Consider the following 17,360-nt stretch of genomic DNA (forward strand, 5'->3'; position numbering starts at 1 on the left):
TTCACATAAATAATCGTTCCCAGCATGAATAATGATACAATTCATCTTGAAAAGATTTGGGATTTCTTGTGGCTCGATTCACAAACTGGTAGAATAGAAGTGGTATATAATTTTCGAAAACAGGGAGCGTTTATTCGGATGATTAGCATTTTGAAAAAGATTTTTCCAAGTTCCAATGACCGGACGTTAAATAGATATGAGAGAATTGCGGAAAAAGTAGAGGCTTTAGCTGAAGAGTTTAAGGCTTTAAATGATGAAGCCTTAGCGAATAAAACAGCTGAGTTCAAAAGCCGTATCGAAAAAGGAGAATCTCTGGATGACCTTCTCCCTGAAGCATTTGCGACTGTGCGTGAAGCATCAGCTCGTGTTTTAGAAAAGCGCCATTACCCTGTACAGATCATGGGTGCGGTTGCGCTTCATGAAGGTAACATTTCTGAGATGAAAACGGGGGAAGGTAAAACGCTTGTTGCGACTTTGCCTGTTTACCTCAATGCACTTGAAGGAAAAGGTGTGCACGTTGTAACCGTCAATGAATATTTGGCTCGCCGTGATGCTGAGCTGAATAGTCCGTTATTTAACTTTCTTGGGATGACGGTCGGCCTTAACGTATCCGATCTTTCAAAAGAAGAAAAACGTGAGGCGTATGCTGCAGATATCACATATGGTACGAACAACGAGTTCGGCTTCGACTATCTGCGTGACAACATGGTGGTTTATAAAGAACAAATGGTTCAGCGCCTTAACTATGCGATAGTCGATGAAGTTGACTCCATCTTAATTGACGAAGCGCGTACACCGTTGATCATTTCTGGCTCTGCACAGAAATCTACCCAGCTTTATCAAATGGCAAACATGTTTGTACGCCAGCTGAAAAAAGACACGGATTATACGGTTGATGAAAAGACGAAGAACGTTCAGCTGACGGAAGATGGAATCAACCGAGCGGAGCAGATGTTCTCGATCGACAACCTTTATGATTATCAGCATGTTACACTTAACCACCATATCAACCAGGCGTTAAAAGCGAACCTCATCATGCATCGTGACGTTGATTACGTGGTTCAAGACGGCGAGATCGTAATCGTTGACCCGTTTACTGGACGTTTGATGGCTGGCCGCCGTTACAGCGATGGTCTTCACCAGGCGATTGAAGCGAAGGAAGGTCTTGAGATTCAGCGTGAGAGCATGACGCTCGCGACGATTACGTTCCAGAACTACTTCCGTATGTACAACAAGCTTGCTGGTATGACTGGTACGGCGAAAACGGAAGAAGAGGAATTCCGCAACATCTACAACATGGATGTTATCTGTATTCCGACGAACCGTCCGATCGCGCGTGATGACAGATCAGATCTTATCTATAAAACAATGCAAGGCAAGTTCAAGGCGATTGCTGCTGAAATCGAAGAGCGCCATAAGACAGGTCAGCCGATCCTTGTTGGTACGGTTGCCGTTGAAACGTCTGAACTTCTTTCACAGCTTTTAACGAAGCGTAAAATTAAGCATAACGTGTTGAACGCGAAAAACCATGAGCGTGAAGCAGAGATTATTGAAAACGCAGGTCAGCTTGGCATGGTTACGATCGCAACAAACATGGCGGGCCGTGGTACGGACATCAAGCTTGGCGAAGGTGTTCTTGAAGTTGGTGGCCTTCACATTCTAGGTACAGAGCGTCACGAATCACGCCGTATCGATAACCAGCTGCGTGGTCGTGCTGGACGTCAAGGAGATCCGGGTTCATCTCGCTTCTACATCTCTATGGAAGACGAATTGATGCGTCGATTCGGTTCAGATAACTTGATGACGATGATGGAGCGTCTTGGCATGGATGAAGATACGCCGATCGAGTCTAAAATGGTTACAAAAGCCGTTGAATCTGCACAAAAGCGTGTTGAGGGATCAAACTTTGATGCGCGTAAACAGCTTTTACAATATGACGATGTTATGCGTCAGCAGCGTGAGATCATCTACACGCAGCGTCAAGATGTACTGGATGCTGAGAACTTAAGTGATATCATTCTGCGCATGATCGATTCAACGATTGATCGTATCGTTACGGTTCACACACCGGAAGCGGAAGTGCAAGAAGAGTGGAACACGAAGGAAATCGCAGACTATGTGAACGCCGTTATGTTCACTGAGCCTGTGTTCACGGAAAAAGACTTCTACGGTCTTGATCGTGAAGAGATTATCGAGAAGATTCAAGCGAAAGTGCATGCTGCGTTTGCTGAGAAAGAAACACAGCTTCCTGCAGAACAGATCGCTGAATTTGAAAAAGCCGTTATCCTTCGTTCGGTTGACAGCAAGTGGATGGATCACATCGACCAGATGGAACAGCTCCGACAAGGAATCCATCTTCGTGCGTACGGTCAAAATGATCCGTTGCGTGAATACCAGTTTGAAGGCTTCGAAATGTTCGAAGCGATGGTTGCTGCGATTGAAGAGGAAGTTACGACTTACATTTTAAAATCACAGATCGAGCAAAACATGCAGCGTGAACAAGTGGCTGAAGGTAAAGCTGTTGTTCCGAGCGATAAACAGGAATCATCGAAAAAGAAACCGGTTCGCAAAACACAGGACATTAAACGCAATGATCCTTGTCCATGCGGAAGCGGAAAGAAATACAAGCAATGTCACGGAGCAGATCAGGAATAATGTAGGGTTGCGTGTCTAAAAGAGAGTTCTTTAATGGAGCTCTCTTTACGCTTGTAATCAGATGTAACAGGGTTTAATTTGCAAGGAAACCGCATATTTTAAAAAGTGGAAGAAATATAAAATGAGGTGCAGTGAATATGGATTTAGTAGAAGTAAAACAAGAACTCAACGTGATTGAAAAACGTATCAACGACTTTAGGGGGTCTCTTTGACCTCGATTCAAAGAAAGCACGTATCGCTGAACTTGATGAGCAGATGAGTGCCCCAACGTTTTGGGATGACCAAAACGCTGCACAAGTTGTTATCAACGAAGCAAACGGATTAAAAGAACAAGTGAACGAGTTTGAAGCATTATCTTCATCGTATGAAGACTTAGAAGTTGCGCATGAGCTCGTGAAAGAAGAAGCGGATGCTGATATGCAAAAAGAGCTTGTGAAAGATTTGAAAGATCTGATCGCGAAATTGAACGACTTCGAACTTCAGCTTTTATTAAACGAGCCTTATGATAAAAACAATGCGATTCTGGAACTTCACCCAGGTGCGGGCGGTACGGAATCTCAAGACTGGGCGTCCATGCTTCTTCGTATGTATACGCGTTATGCAGAGCGCCAAGGCTATAAAGTCGAAACATTGGATTACTTGCCAGGTGACGAAGCTGGTGTTAAATCCGTTACACTTAGCATTAAAGGGCACAACGCTTACGGTTATTTGAAAGCGGAAAAAGGGGTTCACCGTCTGGTCCGTATTTCGCCGTTTGATTCGTCAGGCCGCCGCCACACGTCATTCGTGTCATGTGAAGTGATGCCGGAAATTACAGACGATACTGAAATCGAAATCCGTACAGAGGATCTGAAGATTGATACGTATCGTGCGTCTGGAGCAGGCGGGCAGCACGTAAACACGACTGACTCGGCTGTTCGTATGACACATATTCCTACGAACACGGTAGTTTCTTGTCAAACGGAGCGATCGCAAATTAAGAACCGTGAACGTGCGATGAAGATGATGATGGCGAAACTTGTTCAGCGTCGTTTGGAAGAACAGCAGGCACAGCTTGCAGAAATCCGTGGTGAGCAGAAGGAGATCGGATGGGGGAGCCAGATTCGTTCTTATGTTTTCCATCCTTATAGCCTTGTAAAAGATCACAGAACGAATACCGAGGTAGGGAATGTGCAGTCTGTGATGGATGGCGAGATCACGCCGTTTATTGATGCTTATTTGAGATCTAAGCTGTAAAGAAACTTGTTTTGCTTTTTCTTCGAGGCTCTTGATAGAGGTTGATCTGCGCTCCAGGTGCTTCGCTTTCCGCGGGGCGACCGGTGAGCCCCTTGCCGCTTTGCGCCATTAAGGGTCTCCACCTGCCCACTCGTCCCGCAGGAGTCTCGCACCTTGCGCTCCAATCAATTTGTCGAAGGTGTAATAAGATCAAAAAACTTTTTCATTACAAGCAAGCTTCAATAAAAATGATGTAAACAAGTAAAATAAAACAAAACTTCCGGGGCATCTGCTTCCGGAAGTTTTTTTATCGTATGTGTGTAAGATCTCCCTTTTGTACGAGCTCGATCTTTCTATGTTGTCCGTCTTGTACGATCTCCACATTGCCATTTCCATAAATCCAAACCACTTGATACTCTTCACCGTTATAAACGACGAAACTCCCCACTTCTATCTGCATCACTTCACCTCTAATAAAGCTCTCTAGATAATTATACCTATTAAAAATGGAATGTATATTGGGAAAAACAAAGGAAACTTCTATCTATTAGTATAAAGTAAATTTCCCTATTTTCCCAACTTATATTTTTGATAGAGGAAATCTTCATCTGGTAAAAGATTTTACGGGAGGATTTTTCATGTGGAAAACTCTTTTGAATGATGTCGCCAAGCATTTCCATTATATGTCCGCATGAAGTGCAATTTTATAAAAAAACAAAAAACTCTTAAACGTTTGTTTAAACTACCTACATAGTGGCTTAATAGTTCGACAGTATTCTTATAGATGCAACAACAATTTTATCGTGTCTAGGGGGAAAACGGAGTGGAAAAGAAACCATTGGATAGAAGAACCTTTTTAACGTATTTAGGAACAGGCGCAACGGCTCTTGCTGCTGCAACAACTGGATTAGGTGCTTTAACGGAAACGGCTAACGCACAATCTGATAGCTTAATGCGCATGAAACCTCGAAAAAAAGGATTTAAGTTTCACCCGATCGCACCAACTGACAAAGACGACCTTGTTCTTCCAAAAGGTTATAAATATGAAGTCATCGCATCTTATGGTGACGTGATCAACAAAAAAGGCGATACATTTGGATTTAATAATGACTTTACGATGTACTTTCCGATCAACGAATCAAGCGAACATGGCTTGCTATGGGTAAACCACGAATACACGAACCCTTTATATGTTGAAGGAGAAAAAGTAAACGGCAAATATACTCCGGCACAAATTGAAAAGATGCTTTACAACCAAGGCGGTTCGATTATTGAAGTGAAAGTACAGAACGGCAAGTGGATGATGGAGACGAATTCGGAGTACGCTAGACGAGTAACAGGTTTAACTACTTTCGCGCTAACAGGTCCAGCTCGTGGAACGGCAGCTGTATCTGGTGCAACTTCAGCACAAGGTACATTTGCAAACTGTTCTGGAGGACGCACGCCATGGAACACCGTTTTATCTTGTGAAGAGAACTTTGAAGATACTTCCAAAGCTGCTGGTTTAGACCAAACTCATTATGGATGGGTAGTAGAAGTCGATCCTTTCGATCCAAACTTTAAAGTAAGAAAGCATACAGCTCTTGGTCGATTCAATCACGAAAATGCAAGTGTTGGAATTTCCAAAGACGGACGTGTTGTTGTCTATATGGGAGACGACAAAAAAGATGCTTGCGTGTACAAGTTTGTGAGTAAAGAGAAGTATGTTGAAGCAAAAGGTAAAGACAACAGCAAGCTTTTAGAAGAAGGAACGCTTTACGCGGCTGACCTTGCAAAAGGAAAATGGGTAGCGTTAACGATTGAAGCGGTTCGTGAAAAAGCAGCAGGCAACACAGCTCTATTAGAAAGGTTTAAAACACAAGGTGATGTAGTTGTTAACGCACATGATGCGGCCATCCTTTTAGGTGCTACACCAACTGACCGTCCTGAAGACGTGGAGATCTCTCCTCTTGATGGAACGGTATTCATCGCACACACAAACAACGACAAGCATGGTAACATTCACGGACATATCACTCGCTTTTTTGAAAAAGACGGAGATCATGGCGCAGCAAATTTTGACTTTGAAATCTTTGCAGCAGGCGGACGTCAAAGCGGATTCAGTGCTCCAGATAACTTAACGTTTGATTCAAATGCAAACCTTTGGACGGTTACAGATATTTCTTCAAGCAAGCTGAATTCTGATGCATGGACAAGCTTTGGTAACAACGGAATGTTCATGATTCCAACGGTTGGACCAGATAAAGGCGTAGCATTCCAGTTCGCATCAGCACCAAAAGAAGCTGAGTTGACAGGACCATCTTTCACACCAAACGAAAAATCATTGTTCTTGAGCATCCAGCATCCAGGAGAAGAAACGAAAGATAAAGCAAACCCTACAAGCACATGGCCGCAAGTACGCGGAGGCAATATGCCACGACCATCTGTTGTAGCGATCACTGGATTTAAGTTTTAATGAGTAACAAATTTCAAGGAGGCGATCTACATGGGTTTCACTAACATTGGAGTACCAGGATTGATTCTGATCTTAATCATCGCCCTTATTATCTTCGGGCCATCTAAGCTGCCGGAGATCGGACGAGCATTCGGAAGCACGCTTCGCGAGTTTAAGCATTCCGCAAAAGATCTCATGTCTTCTGATGAAAAAGAAGAAAAGCCGCAGTCTAAATAAAGAGTAGTAATTGTGAGAAAAGATGCGGGCGCGGTTAAGAGTCCGCATCTTTTCTTATTGACCATGAGGGCTGCGAGTCGAAACTTCCCAATCTAGCACCGTTATTAAAAGAAAGGAGGCCTTTTGGATGAAAGCAGAAGAGATGTATTTTGTCGAACACCTAGGGGAGCTCAGAAAGCGTATCATTATCACACTCGCCGTATTCATAACAATACTTTCTGTTTCATTTTTTTACGTACAGCCCATCTATGACTGGCTGATTCGTGACCTTGACCAACAGCTTGCCGTACTTGGACCAAGCGAAATTCTCTGGGTGTATTTTATGATCTCGGGTGTGATCGCCATCGCGTTCACCATCCCAGTCGCTGCGCATCAAACGTGGATGTTTATTAAACCAGCGCTCAGCAAAAGAGAGCAAAAGGTCACACTATCGTATATTCCCGCACTATTTTTCTTGTTTTTGTTAGGATTATCGTTCGGTTACTTTATCGTGTATCCAATGGTATTAAACTTTTTGCTAGGTTTGTCAGAAGGTCATTTTCAAACCTTTTTCACATCGGAAAAGTACTTCAAGTTCATGATGAACCTAACGCTGCCGTTCGGATTTCTCTTTGAGATTCCACTTGTGGTGATGTTCTTGACATCACTCGGCATCCTAAACCCTCACGTGCTCACCAAAGCGAGAAAAGTCTCATATTTCGGACTCGTGGTGGTTGCCGTCTTGATCACACCACCGGACTTAGTTTCGGATTTTCTTGTCGTTATTCCGCTTCTCGTGCTTTATGAGATCAGCATCATGCTGTCGCGCGTAGTATATAAAAAGAAGCTTGTGAAAGAACAGCTTGCAATGGATGAGGAAAATAAAGTAGTACAGATGAAACGTCCTTCATAGCTAGAAATACAGGATTTATTAACCTCTAAGGAAGCATGTCTTCTTTGGAGGTTATTTTTTTGACGAGTTCGTCTAGATGATAGATGCGAGATTTTCGATTGCCGGTGAAAGGGAGGTTGAGTGAATGAAGCAGGTGATAGGATTGACTGGTCGATGTAAGGCTTAAGAATTGTTTGCAGGACTTGTTAGATATGGAGGGGGAGATCAACAGGGCATAATCAACTAATGCGGCTTCATGAGCTTTATTATAGTTTTGTTTGCAAACTGTACAGTACCAAGTCCTCTTACGACGCAGTAAAACTTCAATCTCGCATCTTGGACAAAATACTCCGCTCAGTAAATGGTTTGGTTGGATTTGAAACTTGCTGCACACATCTGGGTCTTCTGTTGTGTGATTTTTGATGAGGTATTTAACTATTCTTTTAGAGTCTTTGGGTTGAAGGATCTCTTTTCTGTGTTTATTACTTAACTCCGCAAATTTACTTACTAAACCAGAACTTTTGATTACTTTCAAGCGAGCTTCGTTGTATGTAGGAGAGAACTCTGTGATCGTTTTTGGGTTCGTAATCACCACAAGAGATTCGATAGGTATGCTTGAAGATATAAGGTTATTTAAAGTAGCCATCAGATGAAAAGACTGTCGTTTTACTTGTTCAACGGGGTTGTCAAAAGCTTCTCTTTGATCATTTAGTGTACGAATCATCGGGTCATATGGACTCTCAAAATATAAATGGCCGGCAATGTTCTTACTTTCAATAATAAGTATGAAGTATGACGTGATTATAAGTGTGTCGATCTGAAAGTAGTAGTCTTCATATAGAATTCTAATTCCGTGAAGGAAAATTAGATTGTTTTGAGGCAAATAACGATAAAAATAGTCGAGTGACTGTTCACCCCTGTATCCTGATATATGTTTTTTTAGGGCATTCTGAATCTCTTCATGTTTACCGTAATATAAGGGAGCTCTCTTCAAAAGTGATTGTAATTTATTAATGATAATTGGCATTGAACGATGTTTTTTAATCAAATTTTAACCTCTCCTAACGTGTTTTCTACATTTTGATAGCTTTTGAATAGAGTTGCAAAGAACAAAAAGACAAAAATAGAAGAGTTCTTTTAATAATTTCAGGGTAATCCCCTATATATTCACGGTAAATTCAATTATATTCACGTATAGAATCGATAATTTCACGGATAAATTAATTTAAACGATTATCGGCAAAAAACGACATATTCAAACAAGTCCTAGACGCAGTATCTTCAAATTAGTCGAACTTGCCCCGCAAGTTCGCATTCCAACCGCATCCCAACTCCATCCTTACCCACATCACAATCACCACAACAAACCCACTTCACCCCATCACCGCGGCACTAAGGTCGCATTTACAAGGGTATACTGTGATTGGTATACTTTTTTCGATTTAAATTAATGATGAATGAAAGTTTGAGGGTTAACAGACAGCGATGATGATGGCAATGCGAAAACGACGCGGGATTTTACACCCAACGGTTGAACTTATTTTAGAATATGTATATGTAGTGATTGGATCAGGGCTTGTGGCACTGGCGTTCTCGGTGTTCTTGCTGCCAAACCAGATAGCCTCTGGCGGAGTGAGCGGGATATCGACGATCCTATACGGACTCTTTCAATGGAAACCTTCTATTGTGCAGTGGAGTTTAAACATTCCGCTTTTCTTTGCGGGGCTCTTTTTTCTAGGCAGACGATTCGGCGCGAAAACGCTTGTTGGAACGATCGTGCTTCCTTTCTTCGTCTTTATTTTTGAAGAGTGGGGGGCGGCGACGGAAGATCCGTTGCTTGGAGCGATTTTCGGCGGACTTGGGATTGGAGCGGGACTTGGAATCGTATTCCGAGGAAAAGCTTCCACGGGTGGTGTTGACCTGCTTGCACAGATCGTCCACAAGTATACTGGGGCATCACTTGGATCAATCATCCTTCTTATTGACGGAACGATTGTTACAGCATCAGCACTTTTCTTTGGAATCGAACAAGCACTGTATGCTCTTATCGCGATGTTCATTACGGCGAAAACCATAGATGTGGTTCAGGTCGGACTCGGTACGACGAAAATGGCGCTTATTATTTCTGATCAAGAAGATGAGCTGCGTCAGGGGATTCTTACACACATTTATCGCGGCGTTACGAAGATTAATGCTTTTGGCGGTTATACGCAAGATGAACGCCCGATGCTGATGGTGGTTGTGGCACAATACGAAGTTACGAAATTAAAGCAATATGTAAAAAGCGTGGATCCATCCGCCTTTGTTATCGTTGTTAACGCGAACGAGGTGCTGGGAGAAGGATTCAAACGCGGTTAAAAACCAGCCGAACGCAACTCGGCTGGTTTTTCTATTTTACTGGGACTTTTGTCATGAATATGTCCTTCTTACTACAAATCACCCCGTCTTAACCGATAAAAGACAGCGTGCAACACATTAAATTAGGACTAAATCTTATTTCAATGGTCGACTTTAGGACCTGAGTGTCGAAAAGTTTATCTGCAGGTTTTTAGTGATTATGAAGGATTACAGCGAATTGTGTCGTATTTTTGATACTACAGAATCTAGAAATCATGACCATTGTCCCTTGAATGAGGGAAGATGAAACACAACTGTAATAAAATTGTCAGTTACAGATGTTATAATAGTTATTGCGGAAAAAAACTGACATTTATCGCGCTATTGTCGAAAGACTTTTATATATAGTTGATGGATAGGGAAATATTTTTTTGGGGTAGTAAGGAAGTGATTTAGATTGATAGAAATGATTGATGTATGGAAAACATATCCGAACGGTGTTATGGCACTCAACGGAATTGACGTCTACATAGATAAAGGTGAATTTGTATATGTAGTCGGACCAAGTGGTGCTGGAAAATCTACATTTATAAAATGTATGTATCGAGAAGAAAAGCCAACACAGGGTTCTATTATTATTAACGGCACGAACCTTGCTAAAGTAAAAGAAAGACAAATTCCTAAAGTACGCAGAAAGATGGGCGTAATCTTCCAGGACTTTAAACTATTACCGCGTTTAACGGTATATGAAAACGTAGCATTTGCACTTGAAGTTATCGAAGAATCGCCAAAAGTGATCAGAGAACGTGTTATGGAAGTTCTTGATCTCGTAAAACTGAAAAACAAAGCGCGCATGTTCCCGGACGAGCTATCTGGTGGAGAGCAGCAGCGTGTATCCATTGCACGTTCAATTGTGAATCACCCGCCAGTTGTTATAGCGGATGAGCCGACAGGTAACCTTGATCCTGAAACAGCTTGGGAGATCATGGACATCTTTAAAGAGATCAATGCCCGTGGAACGACAGTTGTTATGGCAACTCATAATAAAGAAATCGTAAATACAATCACAAAGCGCGTAATTGCCATTGAAGGCGGCCGAATTGTACGTGATGAGGCGAAGGGGGATTACGGCTATGAAGATTAGAACATTAAAACGACATTTTGTTGAAGCATTCAAGAGCATGGGAAGAAACGGCTGGATGTCCTTTGCTTCCATCTCTGCAGTAACGGTAACATTGCTTTTAGTTAGTGTATTCTTAGCCATTCTTTTGAACATTAACTTTATTGCAAGTCAGATAGAAGACGATGTTCAGATTAGAGCGTATATCGAAAGAACGGAAAAGCCTGAGAACTATGCGGCTTACCAAAAAGACCTCGAGAAACTTGATAAAGTGAAAACGGTAGAGTACCAATCAAAAGAAGAAGGTCTTGATGAATTGATTGAAAGTCTTGGAGATGAAGGGGAAGCCTTTTCATCACTAAAAAATGAGAACCCATTGCGAGATGCGTTTATCATTTATACGGAAAAGCCGCAAGATACGGCAGCAGTTGCAAAAGAAGTTGATAAGCTTAAATTTGTAAACAAAGTTGAGTATGGAAAAGGGACCGTCGAAAAACTATTTAAAGTTACGGATGTTGCCCGCAACGTTGGGATTGTACTCGTGTTAGGACTAGTATTCACAGCGATGTTCCTGATCTCAAATACGATAAAATTAACGATTGTTACACGACGCCGCGAGATTGAAATTATGAAACTCGTTGGTGCGACAAATGGATTTATCCGCTGGCCGTTCTTCATTGAAGGATTTGCTCTAGGTGTAGCCGGTGCTTTCCTTCCGATTATCGTGATCGCAGTTGGATATCAAGCCATTTTCGATATCGTGAATCAAAAATTAGGGACAGTATTTATTGAGCTATTGCCAGTAACACCGCTTATCCCTCAGCTATCACTATTGATGCTGTTGATCGGTGGAGTGATCGGCGTATGGGGAAGCTTAACGTCTGTCCGTAAATTCTTGAAAATTTAAGTAAAGATCGCAGAAATAAAGAGATCCAAGAAAAACGAAACAACTCAATAGGGGTTAGGGGAGGAAAACGAATGAAAAGGAAAGTGGTTGGAACAGTGCTGTCGTTAAGTTTGGCACTGGGCGCTTTTACCGTGTATCACTCTGAATCCGTCGTTCACGCGGAATCTTTATCAAGCATCAAGAAAAAACAACAAGAAAATGCAAAGAAAGCTAAGGATTCACAAGCTAAGCTGGATGCTAACAAAAGCAGTCAAGCAGCTGTTGAAAAAGAAATCGCACGAATTGATCAGGTTTCTACTGATACAGATTTAAAAATTCAGACAAAGCAAACTGAGATAACGAAAACAAAAGAAGAGATTTCAGTATTAAAAGGTGAGATCGCAGTCGTTCAAAAGCGAATCGACGCGCGTGACAAACTTTTAAAAGAACGTGTTAATTCGATGTATGAATCTGGCGGAGCCGTTTCTTACTTAGAAGTTGTCCTAGGTTCAAAAGACTTTGGTGATTTTCTAGATCGTGTTCTAGCATTGAACATGATCGCAGAACAAGACCGTCAGCTTTTAGAAGAGCAGAAGAAAGATAAAGAACTTCTTGAAGTAAAGATGGCTTCTGTTGAGAAGAAACTAAACAATCTTCAACAAGCCATGCAAGAATTGCAAAAACTTCAGCAGCAGCTAAAAGCTCAAATGGCTGAAAAAGATCGTTTGATGGCTTCTCTTCAAAAGGAAGAAAATAAATTGCATGCAGAAGCACACAAAATCGAAAATGAAGGTGCTCTTCTAAAAGCACAGGAAGACGCATTCCGTGCTGAGCAGGCACGTGCAGCAGCAAGAGAAAAAGCAGCTCGTGAATCTTCATCTAGTGGTTCAGCTCCATCAATGGGACCTGTTTCTGGAAACGGCATGATTGTAAAACCTGCTGCGGGAAGAGTTACATCTGGTTTTGGAATGAGAAGCAGTGGTATGCATGAAGGAATTGATATCGCACAAGCTGGAACAGTTCCAATCTATGCAGCAGCTGATGGAACAGTTATTAAATCAGAATACTCATCATCTTATGGAAACGTTGTTTATATTTCTCACTCGATCGGCGGACAGCAATGGACGACGGTATACGCTCATATGAGCAGCCGTGCTGTACAGGGTGGATCTGTTTCAAAAGGCCAGTTCCTTGGAAACATGGGGAACACAGGACATTCGTTTGGTCAGCATTTACACTTTGAGCTTCACAAAGGACCTTGGAATGCAGGAAAAACAAATGCTGTAAATCCTGCGGCATACTGGTAAAATAAACACATAAAGTAAACAAGCTATTCATATAGTGAAGTAGGAGACAGGCTGTTGCCTAAAGACTCTTACAATGGAAGGCATCGCACTTTGCAGGGTGTGATGCCTTTTCCTGCAAAAACGAGGTGAGCAGAATGAACGTAAATAAAAAAATGTTGGCCCTGCTGATTGTTCTTTCCTTGCTTGTTGGTGCTGGTGGAATGTATGGTTCGATGGCACTGTTTGGTAACGATTCAAAGTATGTTCAGAATGGTGAAGTAAACGATCTGCCGAAAGCGAAAACGAAGCTTAACAGTGACGAAGAGTTCGCCAAGCTCCAAAAAACGTATGAGATCATCTCTTCTCGTTATGTGGAAGACGTTGATCGTGACAAGCTGCTAGAAGGTGCCATTCAAGGAATGGTCAAAACACTAAAAGATCCATATTCGGTTTATATGGATGAAGAAACAGCTAGCCAGTTTTCACAATCGCTGGATTCTTCTTTTGAAGGAATCGGTGCAGAAGTGAGCATGGTCGACGGTAAAGTAACGATCGTTGCGCCTTTCAAAGATTCCCCTGCAGAAAAAGCAGGTCTTAAGCCGAACGACCAAATTATCACGATAGACGGGAAAAGTGTGGAAGGCCTTGATCTTTATAAAGCCGTATTAAAAATTCGAGGTGAAAAAGGATCTGTCGTTACACTTGGCGTGAAGCGCAGCGGTGTTAGCGATGTGATGCCGATTAAAGTAACACGTGACGAGATTCCGATCGAAACCGTATATTCTGATATTGAAGAAGTAAAAGGCAAAAAGATTGGTGTTCTTGAAATTACGTCGTTCTCTGAAAAAACAGGATCTGATTTTAAAAGGCACCTAACAGACCTTGAAAAACAAAAGATCGACGGACTTGTGATCGACGTGCGTGGAAATCCTGGCGGCTACTTAGAAGCGGTTGACAGCATTCTTCGCCAGATCATTCCTGAGAACAAACCTTTTGTTCAGATTGAAGACCGAAAAGGAAACAAAGAGCGCTACGTTTCCACGTTAAAAGAAAAGAAAGACTATCCAATCGTTGGTCTTATCGACAAAGGAAGTGCATCCGCTTCTGAAATCCTTGCAGCTGCTCTACAAGAAGGCGGAAGTTACGAACTTGTTGGTGAGAAATCATTTGGTAAAGGTACCGTTCAACAATCGATCGACCTTGGAGATGGATCGAACATCAAGCTGACGCTGTTTAAATGGTTAACGCCTGATGGTAACTGGATTCACAAAAAAGGGGTAAAACCAACGTACGAAGTGAAGCAGCCAGAATATTTCTACACGAACCCGATTGCGATTGAGAAAAAATCACTGGAGTTCGATATGAACAACGAACAAGTGAAGAACGCTCAAATTATGCTGAACGGGCTAGGCTTCCAAACAGGAAGAGAAGACGGCTACTTTGATGAAAAGACACAGTCTGCTGTAACGGCATTCCAGCGTGCCAACAATTTGCCGGCAACAGGGAAAGTAGATGCGAAGACAGCTGGCAAGATGGAGTCTAAGGTTATTGATTCTATTCGTGATGATAAGAATGATGTTCAGCGTAAAACTGCTATCGAATTGCTTGCAAAATAAGGGATTATGGCAGGAAAAAACAACTGAAACACGAATACTATCCGTAGAGGAAATTATTCTCTGCGGATTTTTTTTTGGTAAATACTATGTAGCTTTTGAGAGAGGTTGATTTGCGCTCCAGATTGCTCGCTTTCCGCGGGGCAGGCGGTGAGCCCCTTGCCGCTATGCGCCTTTAAGGGTCTCACCTGCCCGCCTGTCCCGCAGGAGTCTCGCATCTTGCGCTCCAATCAACTTCTCAGGGAGTCTTACGAAAGAATTCAAAAGATCAACCTTACTAAATATAATCTTCGTGAATGTGATTTTCGGTAGAGATTGTATTCCTTGGAGCTTTTGGTTAACTAAACACTATGTTTCAATTAGATTATAATTAATTAGAGAAAAACCTTTGAAATTGTTAAAGGGGTAAAAACAATGCAATCAATGAATGTTGGAGATCTTGTTTTTCAGCTGATGTCTTTTTTAGTACTTATTGCGATTATTACCGGAGTTGGTTTGTTGGTGAAACGAGCTGTTGCTACGGATCGAAGGCTGAAAAGAATTGAAGAAAAAGTGGATGAATTAAATGACGAGAAAAGGAGAGAACGCCCATGACAGACACCTTTGTGAAAGAATTGCTTCAGGGCATGGGGTTGCTTTTTTTACACCCGCTTTTTTATGGTTTTATACTAGTGGCTTTTTTAATCGGTTTAAAACGTGTAAAACGGGAGCGAAAAGAATTTAAAGTCAGGGTGCACCCTGTAATTGATAATCTTATCTTTTCTCTTTTGCCAGGAATACTGATCGGACTTATAGGCTCAGTGATCTTTGTAGCTGCAGGTGTAACATTGCCACTTGGTATGATCGCTTTAATCGGCCTTATGTATCTTGTTCTAGGCTTAACATTTAAAACGCGATTTTTAAACCCTGCGTATGCCTTAAGTTTAGCGGCAGTCGTTGGTCTTGTTCTACCGCCCTTTGAATCTGGTATTTCATTTTTAGACAAATGGATCTTGGATATTCAAGAAACACCACTTGATTCATTAGCCGTTATTATCGGTGTGCTTCTGGTTCAAGAAGGTATATTGGTCATGTGGAAAGGTGCAGATCGTACATCACCTCGTCTGTTTAAAGGAAAAAGAGGGCATTATATCGGAGCTCATGAGGCAACAAGATTTTGGATCGTTCCTCAGTTTCTCGTTCTGCCTGTCGGTTCGATTCCTGTATTGGACTGGTGGCCATTGTTTCCGATGGGAGCCGTCGGTTTCTCGTTCTTTCTCGTTCCGTTTGCGATAGGATATCGTCAGCTTGTAACACATACACTTCCGGCTGAAGCGATCAAACACCTCGGTAAGCAAGTCTTACTGTTAGGTGTCATCGTAACAGGGATTGCGGCTGTTGGGCATTTTTATGAATTGCCGCTTCTTGTTGCAATTGCGATTGCCGGGGGTCTTGCGGGTCGTGAGCTTATTACGCTGGTAACCAGTCAGCGCGATGACACGAGACCTTCATTTTTTGTCCCGCGTGACAGAGGGGTAATGATACTTTCTGTTGTACCAGGAACACCTGCTGCAAAAATGGGGTTGAAAGTTGGCGAAGTAATCGTAAAAGTAAACGGTGTAACGCTTTCGCATGATTCTAGTCTATATAGAGCACTTCAAATTAATGCTGCGTATTGTAAGCTTGAAGTGCTAGATCTAAACGGTGAAATTCGTTTCGTTCAAGGATCGCTTTACCAGAACGAGCACCATCAGCTTGGTGTGCTTCTTGTTCATGATGTTGTGGACCGGAACGCAGCTGTAGGGGATTAATTGTAGTTTTTCATAATTATCTGGTCAAAATTTTTCGGATAATCTTTAGCTAAAATTATGAGAGTTTTCCAATGGGTAAACTCTTTTTTTTATTATTCAACAAACGGGTCAGATTGTGGAATAAGATATATATATAAAATTGAGTAAATATGGTATTTTATAAAACGTTTTGAAATTTTTTGTAACGCTACAAGTAAGCATAAGGTGGTTGCAGTTAAAATTCCTCAAGAAGGTAGCAGGTTGGTTAATAATGCTTTGGAGGTGTTCGTATGACATTATTGGTCGTGTTTATTGGAATAATTCTTATTTCATTAATCATTGGATTTATAATTGATAGAAAAAATGGTAAGCGAAAAATCCCTGATAGAATACCAGGAGAAACTTGTATGCAGCGTAAGGATATGAACAAAATGTAGGGGTGTGAGACTCTTCGACAATACGGTGCATTTCAATAACCTTGGATAAATTTAAGACATTCGCCTCTAAAAACAATGTTAATTAATTTTTCTAAGTTTCTATTGTTTTTACTGATATGTGCACAGTTTGCAGTATACTAATAAAGTAATAAGGTTTACTTCAGTTAAATAAGGTTTATTATAATTGTTGAATAGATTCTCTTTAAAGATAAGAAAAGTAGGTGAACAAAGTGGGAAAATATCAATTGGATTCCAAAAGTCAGGTAGCTGTGACAAAGTTTCATGAAAAGCAAGCGCCTGCCAAATTTGATAAAAAGAAACATCTTGAAAAAATTCGTGCGGAGTATTTGAAAAAGAAGCAAAAGCAAGAAGATAAATAATATGAATTGAAAACATAGGAAGATTAAATTCTCCCTATGTTTTTCTTATTCGAAGTTTTTTTCACTATCTTGCAATCCAGTGCTGCTACAGAGCAAAAAAACCAATTTCTCATTTTAAAT

Annotated in this window: 18 protein-coding genes; 14 read left to right on the plus strand and 4 right to left on the minus strand. The window is 41.5% G+C overall.

All coding sequences use genetic code 11. From position 1 onward, the window contains the following. The first annotated feature begins 138 nt into the window (after positions 1 to 138). Both secA and prfB read left to right on the plus strand, forming a co-directional pair. Positions 139 to 2,655 (plus strand): preprotein translocase subunit SecA, encoded by a 2,517-nt coding sequence (gene secA / locus P8610_RS08780; protein ID WP_394604045.1) that lies wholly within the window; start codon positions 139 to 141, stop codon positions 2,653 to 2,655. Positions 2,656 to 2,792: 137 nt separating this feature from the next. Next, positions 2,793 to 3,891, plus strand: a protein-coding gene (gene prfB / locus P8610_RS08785) for a peptide chain release factor 2 (RefSeq protein WP_394604046.1) whose coding sequence is annotated in 2 segments (ribosomal slippage) — positions 2,793 to 2,855 and positions 2,857 to 3,891 — 1,098 coding nt in all. Because the reading frame shifts where the segments join, the coding sequence is not laid out codon by codon here. Here the strand turns inward: prfB and P8610_RS08790 are convergent. Continuing rightward, positions 3,870 to 4,043, minus strand: coding sequence for a hypothetical protein (locus tag P8610_RS08790; RefSeq protein WP_394604048.1), 174 nt, complete (start codon positions 4,041 to 4,043; stop codon positions 3,870 to 3,872). The two genes, prfB and P8610_RS08790, sit on opposite strands and share 22 nt — an antisense overlap. A 134-nt stretch (positions 4,044 to 4,177) precedes the next feature. Then, positions 4,178 to 4,330, minus strand: coding sequence for a hypothetical protein (locus P8610_RS08795; RefSeq protein ID WP_394604049.1), 153 nt, complete (start codon positions 4,328 to 4,330; stop codon positions 4,178 to 4,180). Positions 4,331 to 4,693: 363 nt separating this feature from the next. On the opposite strand from P8610_RS08795, the gene P8610_RS08800 reads away from it, so the two are divergent. From P8610_RS08800 to tatC, 3 genes are all read left to right on the plus strand, one after another. Further along, on the plus strand, positions 4,694 to 6,325 hold the full coding sequence (locus P8610_RS08800) for a PhoX family protein (protein WP_394604050.1): 1,632 nt from the start codon (positions 4,694 to 4,696) through the stop codon (positions 6,323 to 6,325). Between the two features lie 30 nt (positions 6,326 to 6,355). Then, entirely contained in the window at positions 6,356 to 6,541 is a 186-nt protein-coding gene (gene tatA / locus P8610_RS08805; protein WP_197129014.1) for a twin-arginine translocase TatA/TatE family subunit, read from the plus strand. 127 nt (positions 6,542 to 6,668) lie between these two features. Beyond that, positions 6,669 to 7,433 carry a twin-arginine translocase subunit TatC gene (gene tatC / locus P8610_RS08810; protein ID WP_394604051.1) on the plus strand — a complete coding sequence of 255 codons (765 nt, stop codon included), beginning with the start codon at positions 6,669 to 6,671 and terminating at the stop codon, positions 7,431 to 7,433. 25 nt (positions 7,434 to 7,458) lie between these two features. Here the strand turns inward: tatC and P8610_RS08815 are convergent, their stop codons facing one another. Further along, a complete protein-coding gene (locus tag P8610_RS08815) occupies positions 7,459 to 8,460 on the minus strand; it encodes a nuclease-related domain-containing protein (protein ID WP_394604052.1) in 1,002 nt (333 codons plus the stop codon). Positions 8,461 to 8,909: 449 nt separating this feature from the next. On the opposite strand from P8610_RS08815, the gene P8610_RS08820 reads away from it, so the two are divergent. The 5 genes from P8610_RS08820 to P8610_RS08840 all read left to right on the plus strand — a co-directional run bounded on the left by P8610_RS08820 (position 8,910) and on the right by P8610_RS08840 (position 14,657). Beyond that, positions 8,910 to 9,770, plus strand: coding sequence for a YitT family protein (locus tag P8610_RS08820; RefSeq protein WP_394604053.1), 861 nt, complete (start codon positions 8,910 to 8,912; stop codon positions 9,768 to 9,770). Positions 9,771 to 10,206: 436 nt separating this feature from the next. Further along, entirely contained in the window at positions 10,207 to 10,893 is a 687-nt protein-coding gene (gene ftsE, locus P8610_RS08825; RefSeq protein ID WP_289494443.1) for a cell division ATP-binding protein FtsE, read from the plus strand. Further along, positions 10,883 to 11,776: a permease-like cell division protein FtsX gene (gene ftsX / locus P8610_RS08830; RefSeq protein ID WP_289494444.1), complete on the plus strand. Its 894-nt coding sequence runs from the start codon at positions 10,883 to 10,885 to the stop codon at positions 11,774 to 11,776. The genes ftsE and ftsX overlap by 11 nt, the downstream gene beginning before the upstream one ends. 71 nt (positions 11,777 to 11,847) lie before the next feature. After that, positions 11,848 to 13,062, plus strand: a complete 1,215-nt coding sequence (locus P8610_RS08835; protein ID WP_394604055.1) for a murein hydrolase activator EnvC family protein — start codon at positions 11,848 to 11,850, stop codon at positions 13,060 to 13,062. Between the two features lie 134 nt (positions 13,063 to 13,196). Then, complete coding sequence (locus P8610_RS08840; protein WP_394604056.1) at positions 13,197 to 14,657, plus strand: S41 family peptidase; 1,461 nt, start codon at positions 13,197 to 13,199, stop codon at positions 14,655 to 14,657. 53 nt (positions 14,658 to 14,710) lie between these two features. On the opposite strand, the gene P8610_RS08845 is transcribed toward P8610_RS08840, so the two are convergent. Further along, entirely contained in the window at positions 14,711 to 14,872 is a 162-nt protein-coding gene (locus P8610_RS08845) for a hypothetical protein (RefSeq protein WP_394604057.1), read from the minus strand. Between the two features lie 196 nt (positions 14,873 to 15,068). Between P8610_RS08845 and P8610_RS08850 the strand changes: the two genes are divergently transcribed. From P8610_RS08850 to P8610_RS08865, 4 genes are all read left to right on the plus strand, one after another. Next, positions 15,069 to 15,248: a hypothetical protein gene (locus tag P8610_RS08850; RefSeq protein ID WP_394604058.1), complete on the plus strand. Its 180-nt coding sequence runs from the start codon at positions 15,069 to 15,071 to the stop codon at positions 15,246 to 15,248. After that, the gene (locus P8610_RS08855; RefSeq protein WP_394604059.1) at positions 15,245 to 16,444 is read left to right on the plus strand and encodes a PDZ domain-containing protein; all 1,200 of its coding nucleotides are present in this window, start codon (positions 15,245 to 15,247) and stop codon (positions 16,442 to 16,444) included. The genes P8610_RS08850 and P8610_RS08855 overlap by 4 nt, the downstream gene beginning before the upstream one ends. A gap of 269 nt (positions 16,445 to 16,713) precedes the next feature. Continuing rightward, positions 16,714 to 16,860 (plus strand): hypothetical protein, encoded by a 147-nt coding sequence (locus P8610_RS08860; RefSeq protein WP_394604060.1) that lies wholly within the window; start codon positions 16,714 to 16,716, stop codon positions 16,858 to 16,860. 230 nt (positions 16,861 to 17,090) lie between these two features. Next, on the plus strand, positions 17,091 to 17,240 hold the full coding sequence (locus P8610_RS08865) for a hypothetical protein (RefSeq protein ID WP_394604061.1): 150 nt from the start codon (positions 17,091 to 17,093) through the stop codon (positions 17,238 to 17,240). Positions 17,241 to 17,360: the final 120 nt, after the last annotated feature.

Source organism: Fictibacillus sp. UD (assembly GCF_043558025.1).
GTDB lineage: Bacteria > Bacillota > Bacilli > Bacillales > Fictibacillaceae > Fictibacillus.

Excerpts from the sequence above, each read along its gene's own strand:
- tatA (WP_197129014.1), top strand. The coding sequence starts at position 6,356 with ATGGGTTTCACTAACATTGGAGTACCAGGATTGATTCTGATCTTAATC.
- P8610_RS08855 (WP_394604059.1), top strand. The coding sequence starts at position 15,245 with ATGACAGACACCTTTGTGAAAGAATTGCTTCAGGGCATGGGGTTGCTT.
- P8610_RS08795 (WP_394604049.1), bottom strand. The coding sequence starts at position 4,330 with ATGCAGATAGAAGTGGGGAGTTTCGTCGTTTATAACGGTGAAGAGTAT.
- P8610_RS08845 (WP_394604057.1), bottom strand. The coding sequence starts at position 14,872 with ATGCGAGACTCCTGCGGGACAGGCGGGCAGGTGAGACCCTTAAAGGCG.
- P8610_RS08840 (WP_394604056.1), top strand. The coding sequence starts at position 13,197 with ATGAACGTAAATAAAAAAATGTTGGCCCTGCTGATTGTTCTTTCCTTG.
- ftsX (WP_289494444.1), top strand. The coding sequence starts at position 10,883 with ATGAAGATTAGAACATTAAAACGACATTTTGTTGAAGCATTCAAGAGC.
- P8610_RS08835 (WP_394604055.1), top strand. The coding sequence starts at position 11,848 with ATGAAAAGGAAAGTGGTTGGAACAGTGCTGTCGTTAAGTTTGGCACTG.
- secA (WP_394604045.1), top strand. The coding sequence starts at position 139 with ATGATTAGCATTTTGAAAAAGATTTTTCCAAGTTCCAATGACCGGACG.
- P8610_RS08850 (WP_394604058.1), top strand. The coding sequence starts at position 15,069 with ATGCAATCAATGAATGTTGGAGATCTTGTTTTTCAGCTGATGTCTTTT.
- P8610_RS08860 (WP_394604060.1), top strand. The coding sequence starts at position 16,714 with ATGACATTATTGGTCGTGTTTATTGGAATAATTCTTATTTCATTAATC.
- tatC (WP_394604051.1), top strand. The coding sequence starts at position 6,669 with ATGAAAGCAGAAGAGATGTATTTTGTCGAACACCTAGGGGAGCTCAGA.
- P8610_RS08820 (WP_394604053.1), top strand. The coding sequence starts at position 8,910 with ATGCGAAAACGACGCGGGATTTTACACCCAACGGTTGAACTTATTTTA.